Origin of the sequence: Pseudogracilibacillus amylolyticus (SeqCode) (genome assembly GCF_051918545.1) — a bacterium.
Classification (GTDB): domain Bacteria; phylum Bacillota; class Bacilli; order Bacillales; family Amphibacillaceae; genus Pseudogracilibacillus.
Map to the genome: position 1 here is coordinate 1 of NZ_JBPPZG010000082.1, position 15878 is coordinate 15878.

The window sequence follows — 15878 nt, forward strand, 5'->3', positions numbered from 1 at the left end:
TGTTACTTGGAAATCTTCCCCCACTCTCTTTGATCGATGGAGCGTTATTAAAATATGTCGGAATTCCAGTTGGTTTGACATGGTTTATGAGTCAGAAAACATTTGATGGCAAAAAGCCGTATAGCTTCCTCAAGTCTGTATTGACTTATTGGTTTCGGTCTAAAGTTACGTATGCAGGGAAACCCGTCAAACTACAACGCATGAAAGTGAATGAAAATATGACTGCTGTAAGGAGTGAAGTCCATGCGTTATCCGATTAAATATATTGAAAATAATCTTGTTTTCAACCATGATGGCGAATGTTTTGCGTATTATGAGCTGTTACCATATAACTATTCGTTCCTTTCACTAGACGAAAAGATACAAGTACATGACCATTTCCGTCAATTAATTGCACAAAATCAAGATGGTAAAATTCATGCTCTACAAATTAGTACGGCAAGCAGTATCCGATCGGTACAGGAGCGAAGTAAAGAGTTAGTGACAGGGCGATTACAAGATGTCGCTTATGAACGTATTGATGACCAAACGGAAGCCTTAGTTTCTATAATTGGGGAACATCAAGTAGACTATCGTTTCTTTATTGGTTTTAAACTGTTGCTGAATGAAGAAGAAGTCAGTATGAAATCAATGGGGAAAAACATCAAAAATTCACTTTCTTCATTTATCCGTGATGTAAACCATCACCTGATGGGAGATTTTGTTTCCATGCCTGATGAAGAAATTAGACGTTTCTCTAAAATGGAATCTTTATTACAAAACAAAATTTCCAGACGTTTTAAGGTACGGCCATTAGATAAAAATGACTTTGGATATTTGATTGAACATCTTCATGGACAAACAGGAATTGCTTATGACGAATATGACTATGCCCTCCCTCTAAAGAAATTAAAAAAGGAAACTTTAGTGAAGCGTTATGATCTGATTAAACCGACTCGTTGTTTGATCGAGGAAAATCAACGATATTTAAAAGTCGAACAGGAAGAACAGACGACTTATGTCGCTTATTTTACCATCAACTCGATTGTCGGTGATCTTGAATTTCCATCCGATGAAATTTTCTATTATCAACAACAACAATTTGATTTTCCGATTGATACGTCCATGAACGTGGAAATTGTAACGAACAAAAAAGCATTATCTACCGTTCGGAATAAGAAAAAAGAACTCAAAGATTTGGATAATCACGCCTGGGAATCCGATAACGAAACAGGAAGCAATGTCATTGATGCATTGGAACAAGTGAATGAATTAGAAGATGTGCTCGACCAAAGTAAAGAATCAATGTACAAGTTAAGCTATATCATTCGAGTATCTGCCCCTAACTTAGATGAACTCAAGCAGCGTTGTAATGAAGTCAAAGATTTTTATGATGATTTGAACGTAAAGCTTGTTCGTCCGTTTGGAGATATGATTGGTTTACACAGTGAATTTATCCCAGCCAGTAAGCGGTATATGAATGATTATATTCAGTATGTTACTTCTGATTTTTTAGCGGGACTTGGATTTGGAGCAACACAAATGCTGGGGGAAACGGAAGGAATTTATTTTGGCTACAATTTGGACACTGGAAGAAATGTGTATCTCAATCCTAGCTTAGCCAGTCAAGGGGTAAAAGGTTCCGTCACCAATGCGTTAGCTTCTGCATTCTTAGGTTCACTTGGTGGTGGGAAATCCTTTAGTAATAACCTTCTTGTCTATTATTCGGTATTATTTGGTGGTCAAGCCCTGATTGTTGATCCAAAGGCGGAACGGGGAAACTGGAAAGAAACATTACCTGAAATTGCCCATGAAATAAATATTGTTAACTTAACAAGTGAGGAAACCAACAAAGGACTACTCGACCCTTTTGTCATTATGAAAAAGAAAAAGGATTCGGAAAGTCTTGCGATTGATATTCTTACCTTCCTCACAGGTATATCAAGTCGAGATGGAGATAAATTCCCTGTATTACGACGAGCGATTCGAGCTGTAGGTCAACAGAAAGAACGTGGTTTACTTCTCGTGATTCATGAATTAAGAAGTGATCCCAATCCATTAGCTGGTTCTATTGCTGACCATATCGAAAGTTTTACTGATTATGACTTTGCGCACCTACTATTTTCGGATGGTACTGTGGAAAATTCGATTAGTTTAGAAAAACAATTAAATATGATTCAAGTCGCAGATTTAGTGTTACCAGACGCAGAAACAAGTTTTGAGGAATATACAACGATGGAATTATTAAGTGTCGCCGTGTTGATTGTCATTTCCACTTTTGCGTTAGACTTCATTCATTCCGACCGCAGTGTATTTAAAATCGTAGATTTAGATGAAGCTTGGTCCTTCCTGCAAGTCGCACAAGGAAAAACACTTTCTAATAAGCTTGTACGTGCAGGCCGTGCCATGAATGCAGGTGTCTACTTCGTTACCCAAAACGCCGATGATTTAACGGATGAAAAATTAAAGAATAATATCGGTGTGAAGTTTGCTTTCCGTTCCAGGGATATGACAGAAATAAAGAAAACCCTTCAGTTCTTTGGTGTGGAGGCGGAAGATGAATCGAATCAAAGACGATTACGAGAATTGGAAAACGGACAATGTTTAATTCAAGACTTATATGGCCGTGTCGGGATTATTCAAGTCCACCCTGTCTTTGAAGATTTATTTCATGCTTTTGATACTCGACCACCTGTAAAAGAGAAAGAAAGGCGGTGATTAAATTGAACAAACCAAAATTGAAAAAGATCGTTATGGCGGTGGTACTCATAGGTGCTACCGTTTTTTTATTGCTTCTTATACTTGGTACATTTGTTCAAGCGGCTGGATTAGTTGATGATACGGTATCTGAAGATAATTTATATTCCAAATATCCACTTGATCATTACCAGCTCGATTTTTATGTGGACACAGGTTGGGATTGGCTACCGTGGAATTGGAATGATGGAATCGGAAAACAAGTCATGTATGGGCTCTACACGATTACAAATTTTATCTGGATTATTAGCCTGTATTTGTCTAATGCAACAGGCTACTTAATCCAACAAGCCTATTCTCTCGATTTTATTTCACAAACGGCAAATGCCATTGGAAAGAATATGCAAACATTAGCTGGGATTACTGCAAGCGGTTTTAGTAGTTCGGGCTTTTATGTTGGTTTTTTGCTCATATTTATTTTAATAATCGGGATTTATGTGGCTTATACAGGCTTAATGAAACGGGAAACAACGAAAGCATTTCGAGCGATTCTAAACTTTTTAGTCTTGTTTATTTTGTCAGCTTCTTTTATCGCCTATGCACCAACGTATATTACTAAAATCAATGACTTTTCCGCTGATATTAGTCAAGCAAGTTTGGACTTAGGAACAAAAATTTTGATGCCAAATTCGAGTAGCCAAGGAAAAGATAGTGTCGATTTGATACGAAATAATCTCTTTTCCATTCAAGTGGAGCAGCCTTGGATGTTGTTGCAGTTTGATGATTCGGATAAAGAAATGATTGGTGAAGATCGTGTGGAAACTTTAGTTTCTATTAGTCCTGATGCAAATAACGGAAAAGATCGGGAAGATGCTGTCAAAACAGAAATTGAAGATCACGACAATAAAAGCTTAACGATTACGAAGACCACCACACGTTTAGGAATGGTCTTCTTTTTGTTTCTGTTTAATATCGGTATCTCCATTTTTGTTTTTCTCTTATCGGGAATTATGATCTTCTCGCAAATTCTGTTTATTATCTATGCGATGTTTCTGCCCATTAGTTTTTTACTTTCCATGATACCGACTTTTGAAAACATGGGAAAACAGGCGATTATGAAACTATTTAATGTGATTATGCTTCGTGCTGGAATTACATTAATTATTACAATTGCCTTTAGCATTTCATCCATGCTTTACAGCTTAACGACAAGTTATCCGTTTTTCTTGATTGCCTTTTTGCAGATCGTGACGTTTGCAGGCATTTACATGAAACTCGGTGACATTATGAGCATGTTTAAACTGCAAAGTAGTGACTCGCAACAAGTCGGACGTCAAGTCATGCGTCGTCCTTACCGAATGTTTAATCGTGGCAGCCGTCGATTACAGCGAACAATCGGACGCACCCTTGCAGGGGCAACAGCTGGAGCAACGGTCGGGGCAGTGGTTGGAAAATCAAAGCAAACAAAAGGTTCCTTCTCCCCTATTCGACCGTTACAGCGACTAACATCGACTGCAAAGAACAATAGAGAACGCTCAAATGATAATACAAAACCAACATCTTTGAGCCAGAAAGTAGGTCAAGTAACAGGAAGAATGCTTGGTGCAAAAAATCAGTTCCGTGCGAATATAGAGCACCGTAAAGAACAACTACATGATTTGCCTACTACTGCCCAATATGCGGTTATGCAAGGAAAAGAACAGCTTAGAAAACCTGCCCATGATTTTAAAGAAGGCATTCGGCAAGCAAATGAAAAGAGACAACGCGTACATGCAGAGCGCAAAGCAAAACATCGTCAAACGATTGCAGATAGACGACAAGCATTGGATAAAAAGCGTACCCCTTCTCGGGATTTTGCAATTCATGAACGGCCAATCACGCATAATGGTAATGAATTTTTACATGGGGGCAGATTAAAGAAACCAGCTATATGGATACCGTCAGATCCCAACAGCCTTCCCTGACTAAACTACATGCACGCCATAGAAAAAGGAAGCAAATCATTGATCGTCCCTCTAAACCTTTGAAACGTACAAATCAGAAACAAATCAGTAAGCGTCCAATCCATGCAGCTAGGAGGAAACGCTGATGAAAGTTATGAGATTAAAGATCATGTTAATTGCTGGGGGGATAGGTTTTCTTGCCTTGTTTGGTCTGTTAGCATTTGTAGCTATCTTTATATCAAATGAAGAACATTCGTCAGATGGTGGTGATTTCATTGGTGGCATAGGTGGTATATCGGTATCGGCGGATGTGTTAAAACATCAACCAATGGTAGAAAAATACGCAAAAGAATATGGAATTAGTGAGTATGTTTCCACTCTACTTGCCATTATTGAAGTGGAAAGCGGCGGTAGATTACTAGACGTGATGCAATCGAGTGAATCGTTAGGATTACCACCTAATACATTGGATACCGAAGCATCCATTCAACAAGGAACAAAATATTTTGCGGATTTATTACGCTCCGCCGAACGAAGTGGTGTCGATGGAAATACAGTCATTCAGGCCTATAACTATGGTGGTGCTTTTATTTATTATGTTGCGCGAAGAGGAAAAGCATATAACTTTGAACTAGCTGAAAACTTTGCAAGGGAACGGTCAGGCGGCAGCAAAGTCACTTACACGAATCCGATAGCCGTAAAGAAAAACGGCGGTTGGCGTTACCGTTATGGCAATATGTTTTATGTCGATTTAGTAAGTCAATATTTTATTTCGCCTCAATTTGATGATGAAATGGTTCAAGTTGTAATGAATGAAGCTTTAAAGTATGAAGGGTTCCCTTATGTTTTTGGAGGAGATCACCCAAACACCTCGTTTGATTGTAGTGGATTGACGCAATGGAGTTATCGAAAAGCAGGGATTAATTTGCCCCGAACAGCACAGCAACAGTATGACGTGACCGAGCATATATCTTTATCTGAAGCAAAACCTGGGGATTTAGTGTTTTTTCACTCCACATATAACTCAGGAACCTATGTCACACATGTTGGTATCTTTGTTGGGAACAATCAAATGTATAATGCCGGCGATCCAATTGGTTATGCAGATTTAACTACTGCTTACTGGCAAAAGCACCTAATTGGGGCTGGACGTATTAAATAATAGAAAGGGTTGGAACAGATGAAAGGCTTTATTAAGAAAAAAGAAAAACAAACACTAGAAACGAAATCTAAAATACCGAAGGTTCGGACTGTTGGTCCACGTAAAAAATCAGTTCTTGTTTTATGGATACTACTCATTGGTAGCCTTGCGTTTGGGATCTATAAAAACTTTACAGCAATTGATCAACATACCGTTCATGAAAGAGAAATCATTGAAACCAAGATCATGGATATGAATGCGATTGAGAGCTTTACGAAAAACTTTGTGAAAGATTACTACACATGGCAAAATGAAAAAGATTCGATTGAACAACGGACAGAAAAAATCAGTAACTACTTGACGGAGGATTTACGAGCACTAAATACCGATACCGTTAGAGCAGATATTCCTACTAGTTCCAGTGTGATTGGTATTGATATCTGGTCAGTGACACCAGAAGATGATACCTATGCGGTTGTTTATTCGGTAGATCAAAAGATTACAGAAGATAAGAATAGTACATCGATTCGTTCCACATATCGAATCTTGCTTCATCAAGATAATGAAGGGAACTTAGTAATTACCCAAAATCCTACCTTATGGAGCATACCGAATAAATCAGATTATGAGCCACAACAACCTGAAAGTAACGGAACAGTCGATTCCAATACTGTTCAAGAAGTGACAGAGTTTTTGGAGACATTCTTTACGTTTTATCCGACTGCAACTGATAAAGAACTTGCTTATTATGTGAAAAATAATGCCTTACCACCGATTAGTAAAGACTATCTATTTTCAGATCTAGTTCATCAAGTATTTCAGACAGTAGATCATCAACTAAAAGTATGGGTCACTGTTAAATATATTGACGAAGCAACGAAATTTACACAGTTTTCACAATATATACTCACGTTAGAAAAAGATACAAATTGGATGATTGTAGAATAAAAATATCTTATCTAAAACACCACGACTTGTTCTTACCGACTGATCAATTCGTGGTGTTTAATAATGATTTAGTAGATCAATAAATATATTACTTCATTAAAATTCATGTATTAATTGTCAAGTCTTTAAGTGACTTACATTATACCTTTATTTTCATCTTCTTCAACAATAGAAAAAACTTCATTCATATCTTCAATATCGAGTGCCTGAACAATTTTTTCTAAATCTTCAAACTAAATTTGCTGCCTTTTTCCATTTGCAAGTTCGCTTAATACAGCTAGGCGAATGCCTGTATTAACATGGAGTTGAGTAAATGAGGTGTAAGGATCAGATAATAATTGATTAAGTTGTAACTTAACTAGCATCTTGCAATTCATCTCGAGAAAATGTTCTTTCATTATTTTTATATAAAAATTTTAACAAGAGAAATTCCTTCCTTAATAACGTAACTTCCGTGTCTTCTAAAGTTATAGTATAATCCTCCTGAGAAAATTTCATTGTTTTTCTCTCCCGCATAAAAACGCACTCTCCAAATTCTTTAACTTTAAATTTTTTGGGTATTTGGATTTTAGTGTGGAAAACTCATTTTACCTAATAAATGTTCACATAGCATTAATTCTAATTATCGTGTAGAAGAACATAACAGTCCAAAGGGTGATTCTATTAATAAATAATTTGGCAACAGTTTTTAGGGCCTATTTAATTAATTTTTTTCAAAATTAGGCTTTAACTTAAACTGGAACTTATCTAGTTAAGGTTTATTATAAGTTATCAAGCACTAGAAGAGTGAGCTGGTATCCAACCTCTTATCAGTGCACCACCTTCTGAATGGTTATCTGCGACAAGGTCACCCCCGTGTCGTCTAACAATCCTTCTTGAAATAGTCAACCCTAACCCGGCCCCTCCGGTTGAACGGTTTCGCGATGCTTCACCACGATATAGTGGGTCAAAAACACGATGAATCACTTCTGAAGAAAAACCTTTCCCCGTATCTTGAACAGTAAAGACCACTCTGTTACCATCCTTATAGCATTGTATGAAAATTTTACCAGCGTGTGGTGTATGTCTGACAGCATTATCCAATAAATTATTTATGGCACGCTCTAATAAATACGAATCGCCCATGATCATACAATCATCTTCGAAATAGTTTGCGATAATAGAGATGTTGTTTTGCTTTGCTAGTGGATTAAGGCTGTCAATCGATTTCTTTAATAAAATAGGAAGATTAACCGTGTTTTTCTTGAGATCCATCTCCAAATATTCCGCCTTTGTAAATGTAAAAAGATCCTCTACAAGACGGGCCAATTGTGATGACTTTTCCTTACAAACGGACAGATACCTTGCTTGTTTATCTGGAGAGTCAGCAATTCCTTCCTCTAGACCATCCAAATAACCTCGTAAGGCGAATAATGGTGTCCGTAAATCGTGGGCGACTGCAGCAATGATAAATCGGCGTTCTTCCTCCAATTCCACTTGTTTTTGCATGGATTCCTGGAGACCTTCTGTCATTATTTGAATTCCGCCATATACTTCCGTAATTTCTTTGATCGGGGACTCAGGTAATTGGACGTCCAAATCTCCTTCCGCGACTTGTCGGACTGCCAAGCTCATTTTCTCAAGTGGGTTGAGAATAAACCTTCTCATGACATAACCGATGATAAAAAAAGCTAACAATAATCCTGTAAATGCTACAATCATCTGAACCCCTCTTGAATTTGGCTGAAAAATCATTACTCTTCCAACTATGCGACCATCTTTCATAATTGAAAACTGTTCTGCTCGCGTAAATGAGCGAACTTTCTTAGGGGAAAATTGGAAAATCTCTTGATTTGATTCGGTTAAAATTTTTACACCCATATCCTCTGCTTGTAACTTTCCTCTTAAATTTTCTTGCCATTGGGGGTCAGACCATTTTTCTGTATTTGTTTCAATGAGGTGGCTCATTTTATTTAAATCTTCCTTCTCAGCTTCATTCGTATCGAAACTAAGTGATTTTGTTGTTAATAAGTGGGCCGTTACGTAAAATACCCATGGCAACATCAAGATTAAAAGCAAACTAAATATAGATAATGTACGAATACGAATTGATCTCATTTTATTCTCCTTTAAAACGGTAACCTATACCCCAAACATTAAATATATATTTTGGTTTGTTTGGATCGTACTCAACTTTCTCACGTAGGCGGCTAATATGGACACGGACAGTATGTTTATCGCCAATTCCATCCCAAAATTTATCAAGTAATTGATCATAAGTAAAAACAATTTGCGGATGCTCGGCAAACAGTCGCAATAATTCATATTCTTTTGGTGTAAGTGAGATATATTTTCCCTCTACAAATACTTCTCTTGTGGATAAATCCAAAGTGAGACCACCGTAATCCAAGATTTTCCCGCTAAATCCCTTCTGGGAACTAGAGCGTCGCAATACAGCTTTCACTCGGGCAATAACCTCACCCGGAGATGCGGTTTTAACTATATAATCATCCCCCCCAATTGCCAACCCACGAATTTTATCTACATCATCACTGAGAGCGCTCAGGAAGAGGATAGGAATGTTACTCTCCTCCCGTACCTGCCGGCAGAACTCGAAACCATTTAGTCCCGGCATCATGATGTCAAGAATGATGCAATCAATTGTAACCTGCTTAAGTACGGACAGTGCTTGATCGCCGTTATAAGCAGTTTTTACATAGAAACCGTCATTTTCCAAGAAGTCTCTTAATAGTTCAACAATGCTTTTATCATCATCTACAACCATAATCGTCTGTTTTTCCTTCACAAAATCCTACCTTCCCTTCGATGCTAGTTTAAGAAACGAACCTTCCATCGAAATCTACTTTCAGTATATCACTGTTTCAACAATGACTTAAATCACTGTTTTTGTGATGGATTGTGATTGTTTTGTGACCTTTTTGTACAATCATTTGAGACATTTAAAGGTTATTCTTTAATTGTGAAGTTGATAGGCGAATGTTCACTATAAATAAAGTATTTCGCCTCAATTTACTATTTGAAGGGAGGTACACATATGGGTTTCGAAACATTCTTTCCATTCGGTGCTTTGTTTTGCCTTACACTTTTCTGCTTTATGGCGGTTCGAATCTTTGAAATTCGCTATCGTTATAAAGATTCCAATCAGAAAGACAGGGACATAACCATGATTCTTAAAAATCGGTTAGCCAAGGAAGAAATTAATGAAGCTGAGTATCAAAGGTTGAAAGAGCTTCTTACAAAATAAAAGAACAATTCTTGTGGCAAGGGCTCAAATTAATTGCCAGAAAGTTTGATTAAAATTTTTAAAAAAATGGAGGACATATGTATGAATGTTCAAATTGTGTTATTTGATGGATTTGATTTATTGGATGCAATTGCTCCTTATGAAGTGTTTGTTGCAGCTGGAATGTACTCAGAGGAGGAAATAATAGTTAAACTAGTTTCCGCTGAAGGTGAACGAATGGTGACAAGTGGGGTGAATCAATTACAACTCCAAGCAAGCGGCAAAATTGATTTATCCTCTAAAGGAATCATTCTTGTACCAGGGGCATCTGGTTCTGTTCATGATAATGGGCCAGATTCCATTCCAGTAAAATTAAAAAAATCCACTGAAACCGAGTTAAATAATCTACTACGAGAAGCAATGAAGAAAGCCGATATTTTACTTTCCACAGTTTGTGGCGGATCTCTCATTTTAGCAATGGATGGTTTATTAGAAGGCCGCCATGCAGTAACGCATCATATGGGAATGGGTCTTTTGAGTGCTACCAACGCTATTCCAGTTAATGCCCGTATCGTAGATGATGGCGATCTTGTTACTGGCGGTGGCGTTACTTCAGGGCTCGATGTTGCGCTTTATTTAGTTGAGCGAGAGTTAGGTTCCCGTATAGCACATGCTGTGGAACAACTATTTGAGTACGAGCGCAGGGGCACAGTTTGGAAAGCTGAAGGACATGCACCTAAAGAAAGCAAACATGAAAATCCAATGGAAACGACAAGTTCTCGCTCCTCTAATCAAACTGATACTGATAAGAGCTTTAATTTCCAAGGAAAATGGGATACTACGATTTCCACTCCTATTGGCGATCTTTCCGTTTTATTAGATTTATCTTCTGAAGATGGTCGTATAGTGGGAACTGCAAAACAAGGGGATAATATTGCTACGCTGGACAACGCTGTACTGAAAGGGAATCAATTAAAATGGTCCATGAAAGTGACGAAGCCTATGCGTCTTACATTAAAATTTATCGTTTCTGTAGATGGAAACAATATGTATGGTGAAGCAAAGGCTGGTATGCTTCCCTCATCCAAATTAATGGGACATCGTATATCTTAAGGATGGAGTTGTATTATGTATTCATTTATTGTATTTGCTCATGTATTAGGTGCTTTATTGCTTGGTAGTTTTCTAGCTTTTCCATTTGCGTTTAAATCTCTTTTGTCACGATCAGGTAATGAATTGAAAATAGCTGTTAAAACATTAGTAGGCTTTACCCGCTTTGCCCATTATGCATTAATTTTGTTAATCATTACAGGAGGATGGATGGTAATGGGATATGCCACTTATCCTTCTTTGTTATGGGTGGTGCTATCATTAATCCTGTTTATGCTGATTGGTGCCTTGATAGGTATGATACAAAATAACTTGAAACGAGTTATTTTTGCTGAGGATCCTGACAATGCGTTACAACGAAATAAAGCCAAACTTAATACACTCGGTTGGTTTACATTTCTGCTTATTTTTACTGTTGTTTTTGTTATGACAAATCGCAGTTTATTTTCCTAAATATTAGAGAAGAGGATAACGATAAAAATGAAAAAGAACATTTGGATCATTTTTTTAATCGTATCGTTCATGTGGGTCATGCATACATTTTCAAAAAATTTCATGGTCGATCCCACTTTTCAGAACTTTCTTGCTAGAAAAGATGAAGTTCTAACCAACGAATCATTATGGATACTTATGATCAGATTACATATCATTTTTGCTATTATCTCACTAATCACTGGCCCCTTGGGTGTGATCAAGAAATTACGAATTAAATCTATCCAATTTCATCGTTGGAATGGTCGAGTCTATGTACTGTCTATTTTGTTAAACTTTATCCCTGGTGTTTACGTTTCTTTTTTTGCAACAGGAGGATGGTTGAGCACCATTGGATTTCTCGTTTTAAATACACTATGGTTTGGTACAACAATTCTAGGCTTTATCAATATTAGAAGAAAAAACGTGATAAAGCATAGTTCATGGATGTTAAGAAGCTTCTTTCTTGCCTTTGCCAATATGTTCATCTACATCATTGTGGCCATTTCACACAATGCCTTGCAATTTTCATATGGTACTTCCTACACAATTGCTGTATGGCTATGTTGGGTGATTAGTTTATGCATTGCAGAAACCATGATAAGAAAAAAAGTATTTATATAATTGGATATTAATATTAATGTGGTGTACGAAGAAATCTATGGTGCTGATTTTTCCACACGATAATCCCAATGCCCAACTTTAGAAAAGTATAGAATAAGTGTTACCCAATATGATTAACCTGTCAAACTTTGAGATTCTTGATATGAAAGAGAGTGAATATAATTACAGATTCTTAATAAAGTCAAATACTTCACCACCTTTGAAGCTGGTGGATATTCTAGTGTCGCTGGTTTACCACCAATTGCAAGATCATTTTCAGAGATATGGGCCTTTTCATATATTTTTGAATGGTTCAACCCTATCCTACACAATTTTAGTGGTGGGTTAGACGTTGTTCAGCATGTATTTTTGATTGTAGCCGCTTTAATTTTTATAGCTTTACTACCAATCGTTTATAAAAGAAAACTTTTAGTTAAAAGTAGTGGGGGACAGTAATTGACAGTGTGCTATTTAATTTAAACACGATTCAGCATTGAAAAATTAAAAAAGAGGGGTACCAACCTGGAGGGCACTGAAATAGTCATCTTGGGAAAATCATTGCAAGAATGGAAACGACTTATCGTTTTCCATTCTCGCTTTTTCATCTTGGAAGCCGTGGATTTCCGTTCCCAGCAGACGCTTTTCTACGGGGCTTTCAGATCGTGCTGTTCCCGTGGGAATTGCGCCTTCCACTCCAATCCACTATTGTCTAATCCCCACTAACGTTCTTTCTCGATTAAAAAATGACTCTTGTCCCGTATACTCAAATTAAGAAAATGTAGGTGGTGCGCCCAATGATTTAAAACCAGAGACCCTTAATCTAAGTCCATACATGGCGATATACGATATCGTCGTCCCAAAAGATAATATGCTTCGGCAAATAAATGAATTTGTTGATTTTTCTTTCATCCTTGAGGAGCTCAAAGCAAAATACTGTTTGGATAAGACCGGAAAGCAATCCCTCCCGGTCATTGAAGAAACTTATTATTTGACTTTAAAACCAGAATGGATATTATAGAGTTATTAAGTCTTTAATGAGGTGGTAATATGAGATTAACAAAAGCTACGAACTATGCTCTCCACACCATGCTTTTTTTAGCTGTTAATCCATCCGATGAGCATATAGGTGTGGCAAAATTGGCTGAGCGCCAACAGGTTTCAACGACATATTTATCTAAAATACTAACAAAGTTAGTAAAGTCGGGTATGATTGAATCTGTCTCAGGTGCAAATGGCGGCTATAAATTAAAACCGGGTGGGGAAGAAGTTTCATTACTCGAAGTTATAAAAGCTATTGAAGGTTTGACGCCTATGTTTGATTATTGTCTCAACCACAATCCTGATTGCTTAATTCAGAAAGCGATTGAATCAGCTGAGGAAAAGCTTTTGGATGAATTGAATCAAACACGTATAGTTGACTTGGCTAACAAAATGAATAAGACATCTATATAAATCATGATGTCTTTTACCCGAATTATAGATATTAAAACTCTATTATATATATTAAAGATATGGAGGAAAATAATGATGGAGAAATATGATTGTATTGTAATTGGTGCTGGACCTGCCGGATTAAGTGCAACCTTAACTTTAGGAAGAGCGCGAAGAAAGGTTACCATATTTGATAATGGAACAAATCGAAATCGTGTAACTCAGGAGTCACATGGTTTTTTAACAAGAGAGGGAATTAAACCTCAAGAATTCAAAAATATTGCAATGAAAGAATTAAAATCTTATCCTTCTGTTTCAATTTCGAATGAAACAGTTATTGAGGTAAATAAAGATGATCAAAATGATTTATTTTTAATCAAGTCATCAAATAATAAAACTTATATAACAGAAAAAATACTGTTAGCTACCGGTATTCAAGAAGAATTTCCCTTAACACAGATTAGACAATACTACGGTAAAAGTTTATTCAGCTGTCCTTATTGTGATGGTTGGGAGCTTAGAGACAAGCCGTTAGCTATAATTGCAGAAAATGATGAACACATTATTCATATGACTAAATTGGTTTTTAATTGGTCAAAAGATTTAATCGTTTTTACTAATGGTCATCAACTATTCAACAAAGTACGAAATGATTTTGAAAGTAAAAAGATTAAGGTTTATACAGATGTTATTGAAGACTTACATGGAGATAATGGTAACTTAGAAAGTATTGAATTGGAATCAGGTGATAACATTCTAAGAAGTGGTGGCTTCGTAGTTCCAAGTTTTTATCGCCCAAATAAATTTGCTGAACAATTAAATTGTCAATTTGATAAAAACGGAGGAATTATCACAGACGGTGCTGGACGAACAACAGCAAATGGGATATATATTGCGGGAGAAACCGAAAAGGCAGAGTCCTCTTCTTTGATAATTGCTTCAGCCGACGGCAACAAGGCTGCTTCAAGTATAAACATGGATATAACATTAGATAGATTTTAATATGTAAGCTGATGGGCGATTACAATTATCAAGTATAACCAATCTATTTAAATCCTTTTATATCAATAACTAATGCGATTATAAATGGATAAATTGTAATCGTATTTCTTATTGCATAAGTATTATTTATTTTCGTTAATAGACCTGCTAATAAGAAAGGAAAGTCGGCATTTTCCTAAATTTCTAACATTAACCAAAAATTCTAGTTGAATAAAATTGAGACATTTGTCTTGACTAATCATTTATCACTTTTGGTTAATGGTAAAAATATAAGGCTAATAAGGGATATGAATTGAATTGACAACAATACCCAAAGATAAATAAAGAATTTATTTCTTCCCTGCTTTTTTAGATTCAAGTATTCCTTTGGCAACACTTTCCATAATAATAAGGTCTTGATCTGTTAAACTATCAAGTTGTTTTTCTAGCTGCCTTCTTCTGCTACTTTTCGTCACTTTAGAAGCAGGTAAGAAAAACTCGTCAACGGATACATTTAACAACGATACAAGATCATAAAGTACTTGTATGCTAGGATGTTGCCCTTTGTTCTCAATATTAGTTAAATAACGTGGGTCAATTTCTATCGATGCCCCTACCTGTTCTCGGGTTAAACCTTGTTTTGTACGTGCTTCTTTTATAGCAAGTCCAAACACTTTAAAATCATATTTATCTTCTTTTTTACGCATAATAAACCACCCCTATACATTCTACTGTTCCTATTAAATTAGAAACAGGTATAGGAAAACGTACTATGTATTTACACAGTTCATGTTGTGTACTTCATACAATAAAAGATACTGCCATACGGCAATAAAAAAAACCGTTATCTGGCAGTACCCTTTTCATGCCTAAAATAATATTCCCTTTCCGGACGACGGTTTAAATAGCTGCCGTCTCTCTTTTTATACAGAATTTATAAATGGTGTATGGTGTACGAAGTTTAATCTTTTTTAAAAAGATGACGGCTCCTAGGAGGTAGTCGTCATGCAATATATTGTTATTCAACAATGTTTGATTTCTGACCCCTTATTAAAAAAGGTTATTCATCTACCCTAGATAAAAACGCTCATAAATGTGGTTTTTTAAAACATATAGGACGAACTATGAAGACACATAAACAGACTGAGCAATCTGCTTATGTGTCTTTTTCGTTTGCTGAAAACTTTTTTAAAAGTTTTTTTCAAAATATGCAACAAACAGCCCTTTCGTGTCGGGACTTAGTACGAAAGGAAATAATAGAGCAGAACTCACTTCCTTTCATGGCGAGAAAGGAGGTGAGAAATCATGAAGCCATCTTCTTTTCAGACTACCATAGAAAATCAGTTTGATT

Annotated in this window: 15 protein-coding genes and 1 pseudogene; 12 read left to right on the top strand and 4 right to left on the bottom strand. The window is 36.5% G+C overall.

Features of this window, described 5'->3' with window-relative positions; all coding sequences use genetic code 11:
* The 5 genes from ACPYKA_RS10595 to ACPYKA_RS10615 all read left to right on the top strand — a co-directional run.
* A partial coding sequence (locus ACPYKA_RS10595) for a conjugal transfer protein (RefSeq protein WP_479542272.1) occupies nucleotides 1-260 on the top strand: 260 nt, incomplete at its 5' end.
* The gene (gene tcpF / locus ACPYKA_RS10600; protein ID WP_479542273.1) at nucleotides 244-2697 is read left to right on the top strand and encodes a conjugal transfer ATPase TcpF; all 2454 of its coding nucleotides are present in this window, start codon (nucleotides 244-246) and stop codon (nucleotides 2695-2697) included. The genes ACPYKA_RS10595 and tcpF, both read left to right, overlap by 17 nt.
* A 35-nt stretch (nucleotides 2698-2732) precedes the next feature.
* Nucleotides 2733-4640, top strand: coding sequence for a CD3337/EF1877 family mobilome membrane protein (locus ACPYKA_RS10605; RefSeq protein WP_479542276.1), 1908 nt, complete (start codon nucleotides 2733-2735; stop codon nucleotides 4638-4640).
* Nucleotides 4641-4773: 133 nt separating this feature from the next.
* Nucleotides 4774-5781, top strand: a complete 1008-nt coding sequence (locus ACPYKA_RS10610; RefSeq protein WP_188856921.1) for a bifunctional lytic transglycosylase/C40 family peptidase — start codon at nucleotides 4774-4776, stop codon at nucleotides 5779-5781.
* Nucleotides 5782-5799: 18 nt separating this feature from the next.
* Complete coding sequence (locus ACPYKA_RS10615; RefSeq protein ID WP_188856831.1) at nucleotides 5800-6708, top strand: conjugal transfer protein; 909 nt, start codon at nucleotides 5800-5802, stop codon at nucleotides 6706-6708.
* Between the two features lie 354 nt (nucleotides 6709-7062).
* Here the strand turns inward: ACPYKA_RS10615 and ACPYKA_RS10620 are convergent, their stop codons facing one another.
* The 3 genes from ACPYKA_RS10620 to ACPYKA_RS10630 form a co-directional block, all read right to left on the bottom strand.
* On the bottom strand, nucleotides 7063-7206 hold the full coding sequence (locus tag ACPYKA_RS10620; protein ID WP_479542274.1) for a hypothetical protein: 144 nt from the start codon (nucleotides 7204-7206) through the stop codon (nucleotides 7063-7065).
* 273 nt (nucleotides 7207-7479) lie between these two features.
* Complete coding sequence (locus ACPYKA_RS10625; RefSeq protein WP_188856832.1) at nucleotides 7480-8805, bottom strand: sensor histidine kinase; 1326 nt, start codon at nucleotides 8803-8805, stop codon at nucleotides 7480-7482.
* 1 nt (nucleotide 8806) lies between these two features.
* A complete protein-coding gene (locus ACPYKA_RS10630; RefSeq protein WP_077604258.1) occupies nucleotides 8807-9493 on the bottom strand; it encodes a response regulator transcription factor in 687 nt (228 codons plus the stop codon).
* A gap of 249 nt (nucleotides 9494-9742) precedes the next feature.
* Between ACPYKA_RS10630 and ACPYKA_RS10635 the strand changes: the two genes are divergently transcribed.
* The 7 genes and pseudogenes from ACPYKA_RS10635 to ACPYKA_RS10665 all read left to right on the top strand — a co-directional run bounded on the left by ACPYKA_RS10635 (nucleotide 9743) and on the right by ACPYKA_RS10665 (nucleotide 14548).
* The gene (locus ACPYKA_RS10635; protein ID WP_212967334.1) at nucleotides 9743-9952 is read left to right on the top strand and encodes an SHOCT domain-containing protein; all 210 of its coding nucleotides are present in this window, start codon (nucleotides 9743-9745) and stop codon (nucleotides 9950-9952) included.
* A gap of 81 nt (nucleotides 9953-10033) precedes the next feature.
* Nucleotides 10034-11044 (top strand): DJ-1/PfpI family protein, encoded by a 1011-nt coding sequence (locus tag ACPYKA_RS10640; protein ID WP_479542275.1) that lies wholly within the window; start codon nucleotides 10034-10036, stop codon nucleotides 11042-11044.
* Nucleotides 11045-11059: 15 nt separating this feature from the next.
* A complete protein-coding gene (locus ACPYKA_RS10645; RefSeq protein ID WP_188856836.1) occupies nucleotides 11060-11494 on the top strand; it encodes a DUF2269 family protein in 435 nt (144 codons plus the stop codon).
* A 27-nt stretch (nucleotides 11495-11521) separates the two neighbouring features.
* A complete protein-coding gene (locus tag ACPYKA_RS10650; RefSeq protein WP_188856837.1) occupies nucleotides 11522-12136 on the top strand; it encodes a DUF2306 domain-containing protein in 615 nt (204 codons plus the stop codon).
* An 811-nt stretch (nucleotides 12137-12947) separates the two neighbouring features.
* Nucleotides 12948-13115: pseudogene (locus tag ACPYKA_RS10655) on the top strand (transposase); the annotation flags it as partial.
* Between the two features lie 47 nt (nucleotides 13116-13162).
* A complete protein-coding gene (locus ACPYKA_RS10660) occupies nucleotides 13163-13567 on the top strand; it encodes an RrF2 family transcriptional regulator (protein ID WP_188856838.1) in 405 nt (134 codons plus the stop codon).
* A gap of 75 nt (nucleotides 13568-13642) precedes the next feature.
* Entirely contained in the window at nucleotides 13643-14548 is a 906-nt protein-coding gene (locus ACPYKA_RS10665) for an NAD(P)/FAD-dependent oxidoreductase (RefSeq protein ID WP_188856839.1), read from the top strand.
* 329 nt (nucleotides 14549-14877) lie between these two features.
* On the opposite strand, the gene ACPYKA_RS10670 is transcribed toward ACPYKA_RS10665, so the two are convergent.
* The gene (locus tag ACPYKA_RS10670; protein ID WP_188856840.1) at nucleotides 14878-15234 is read right to left on the bottom strand and encodes a helix-turn-helix domain-containing protein; all 357 of its coding nucleotides are present in this window, start codon (nucleotides 15232-15234) and stop codon (nucleotides 14878-14880) included.
* Between the last annotated feature and the right edge of the window lie 644 nt (nucleotides 15235-15878).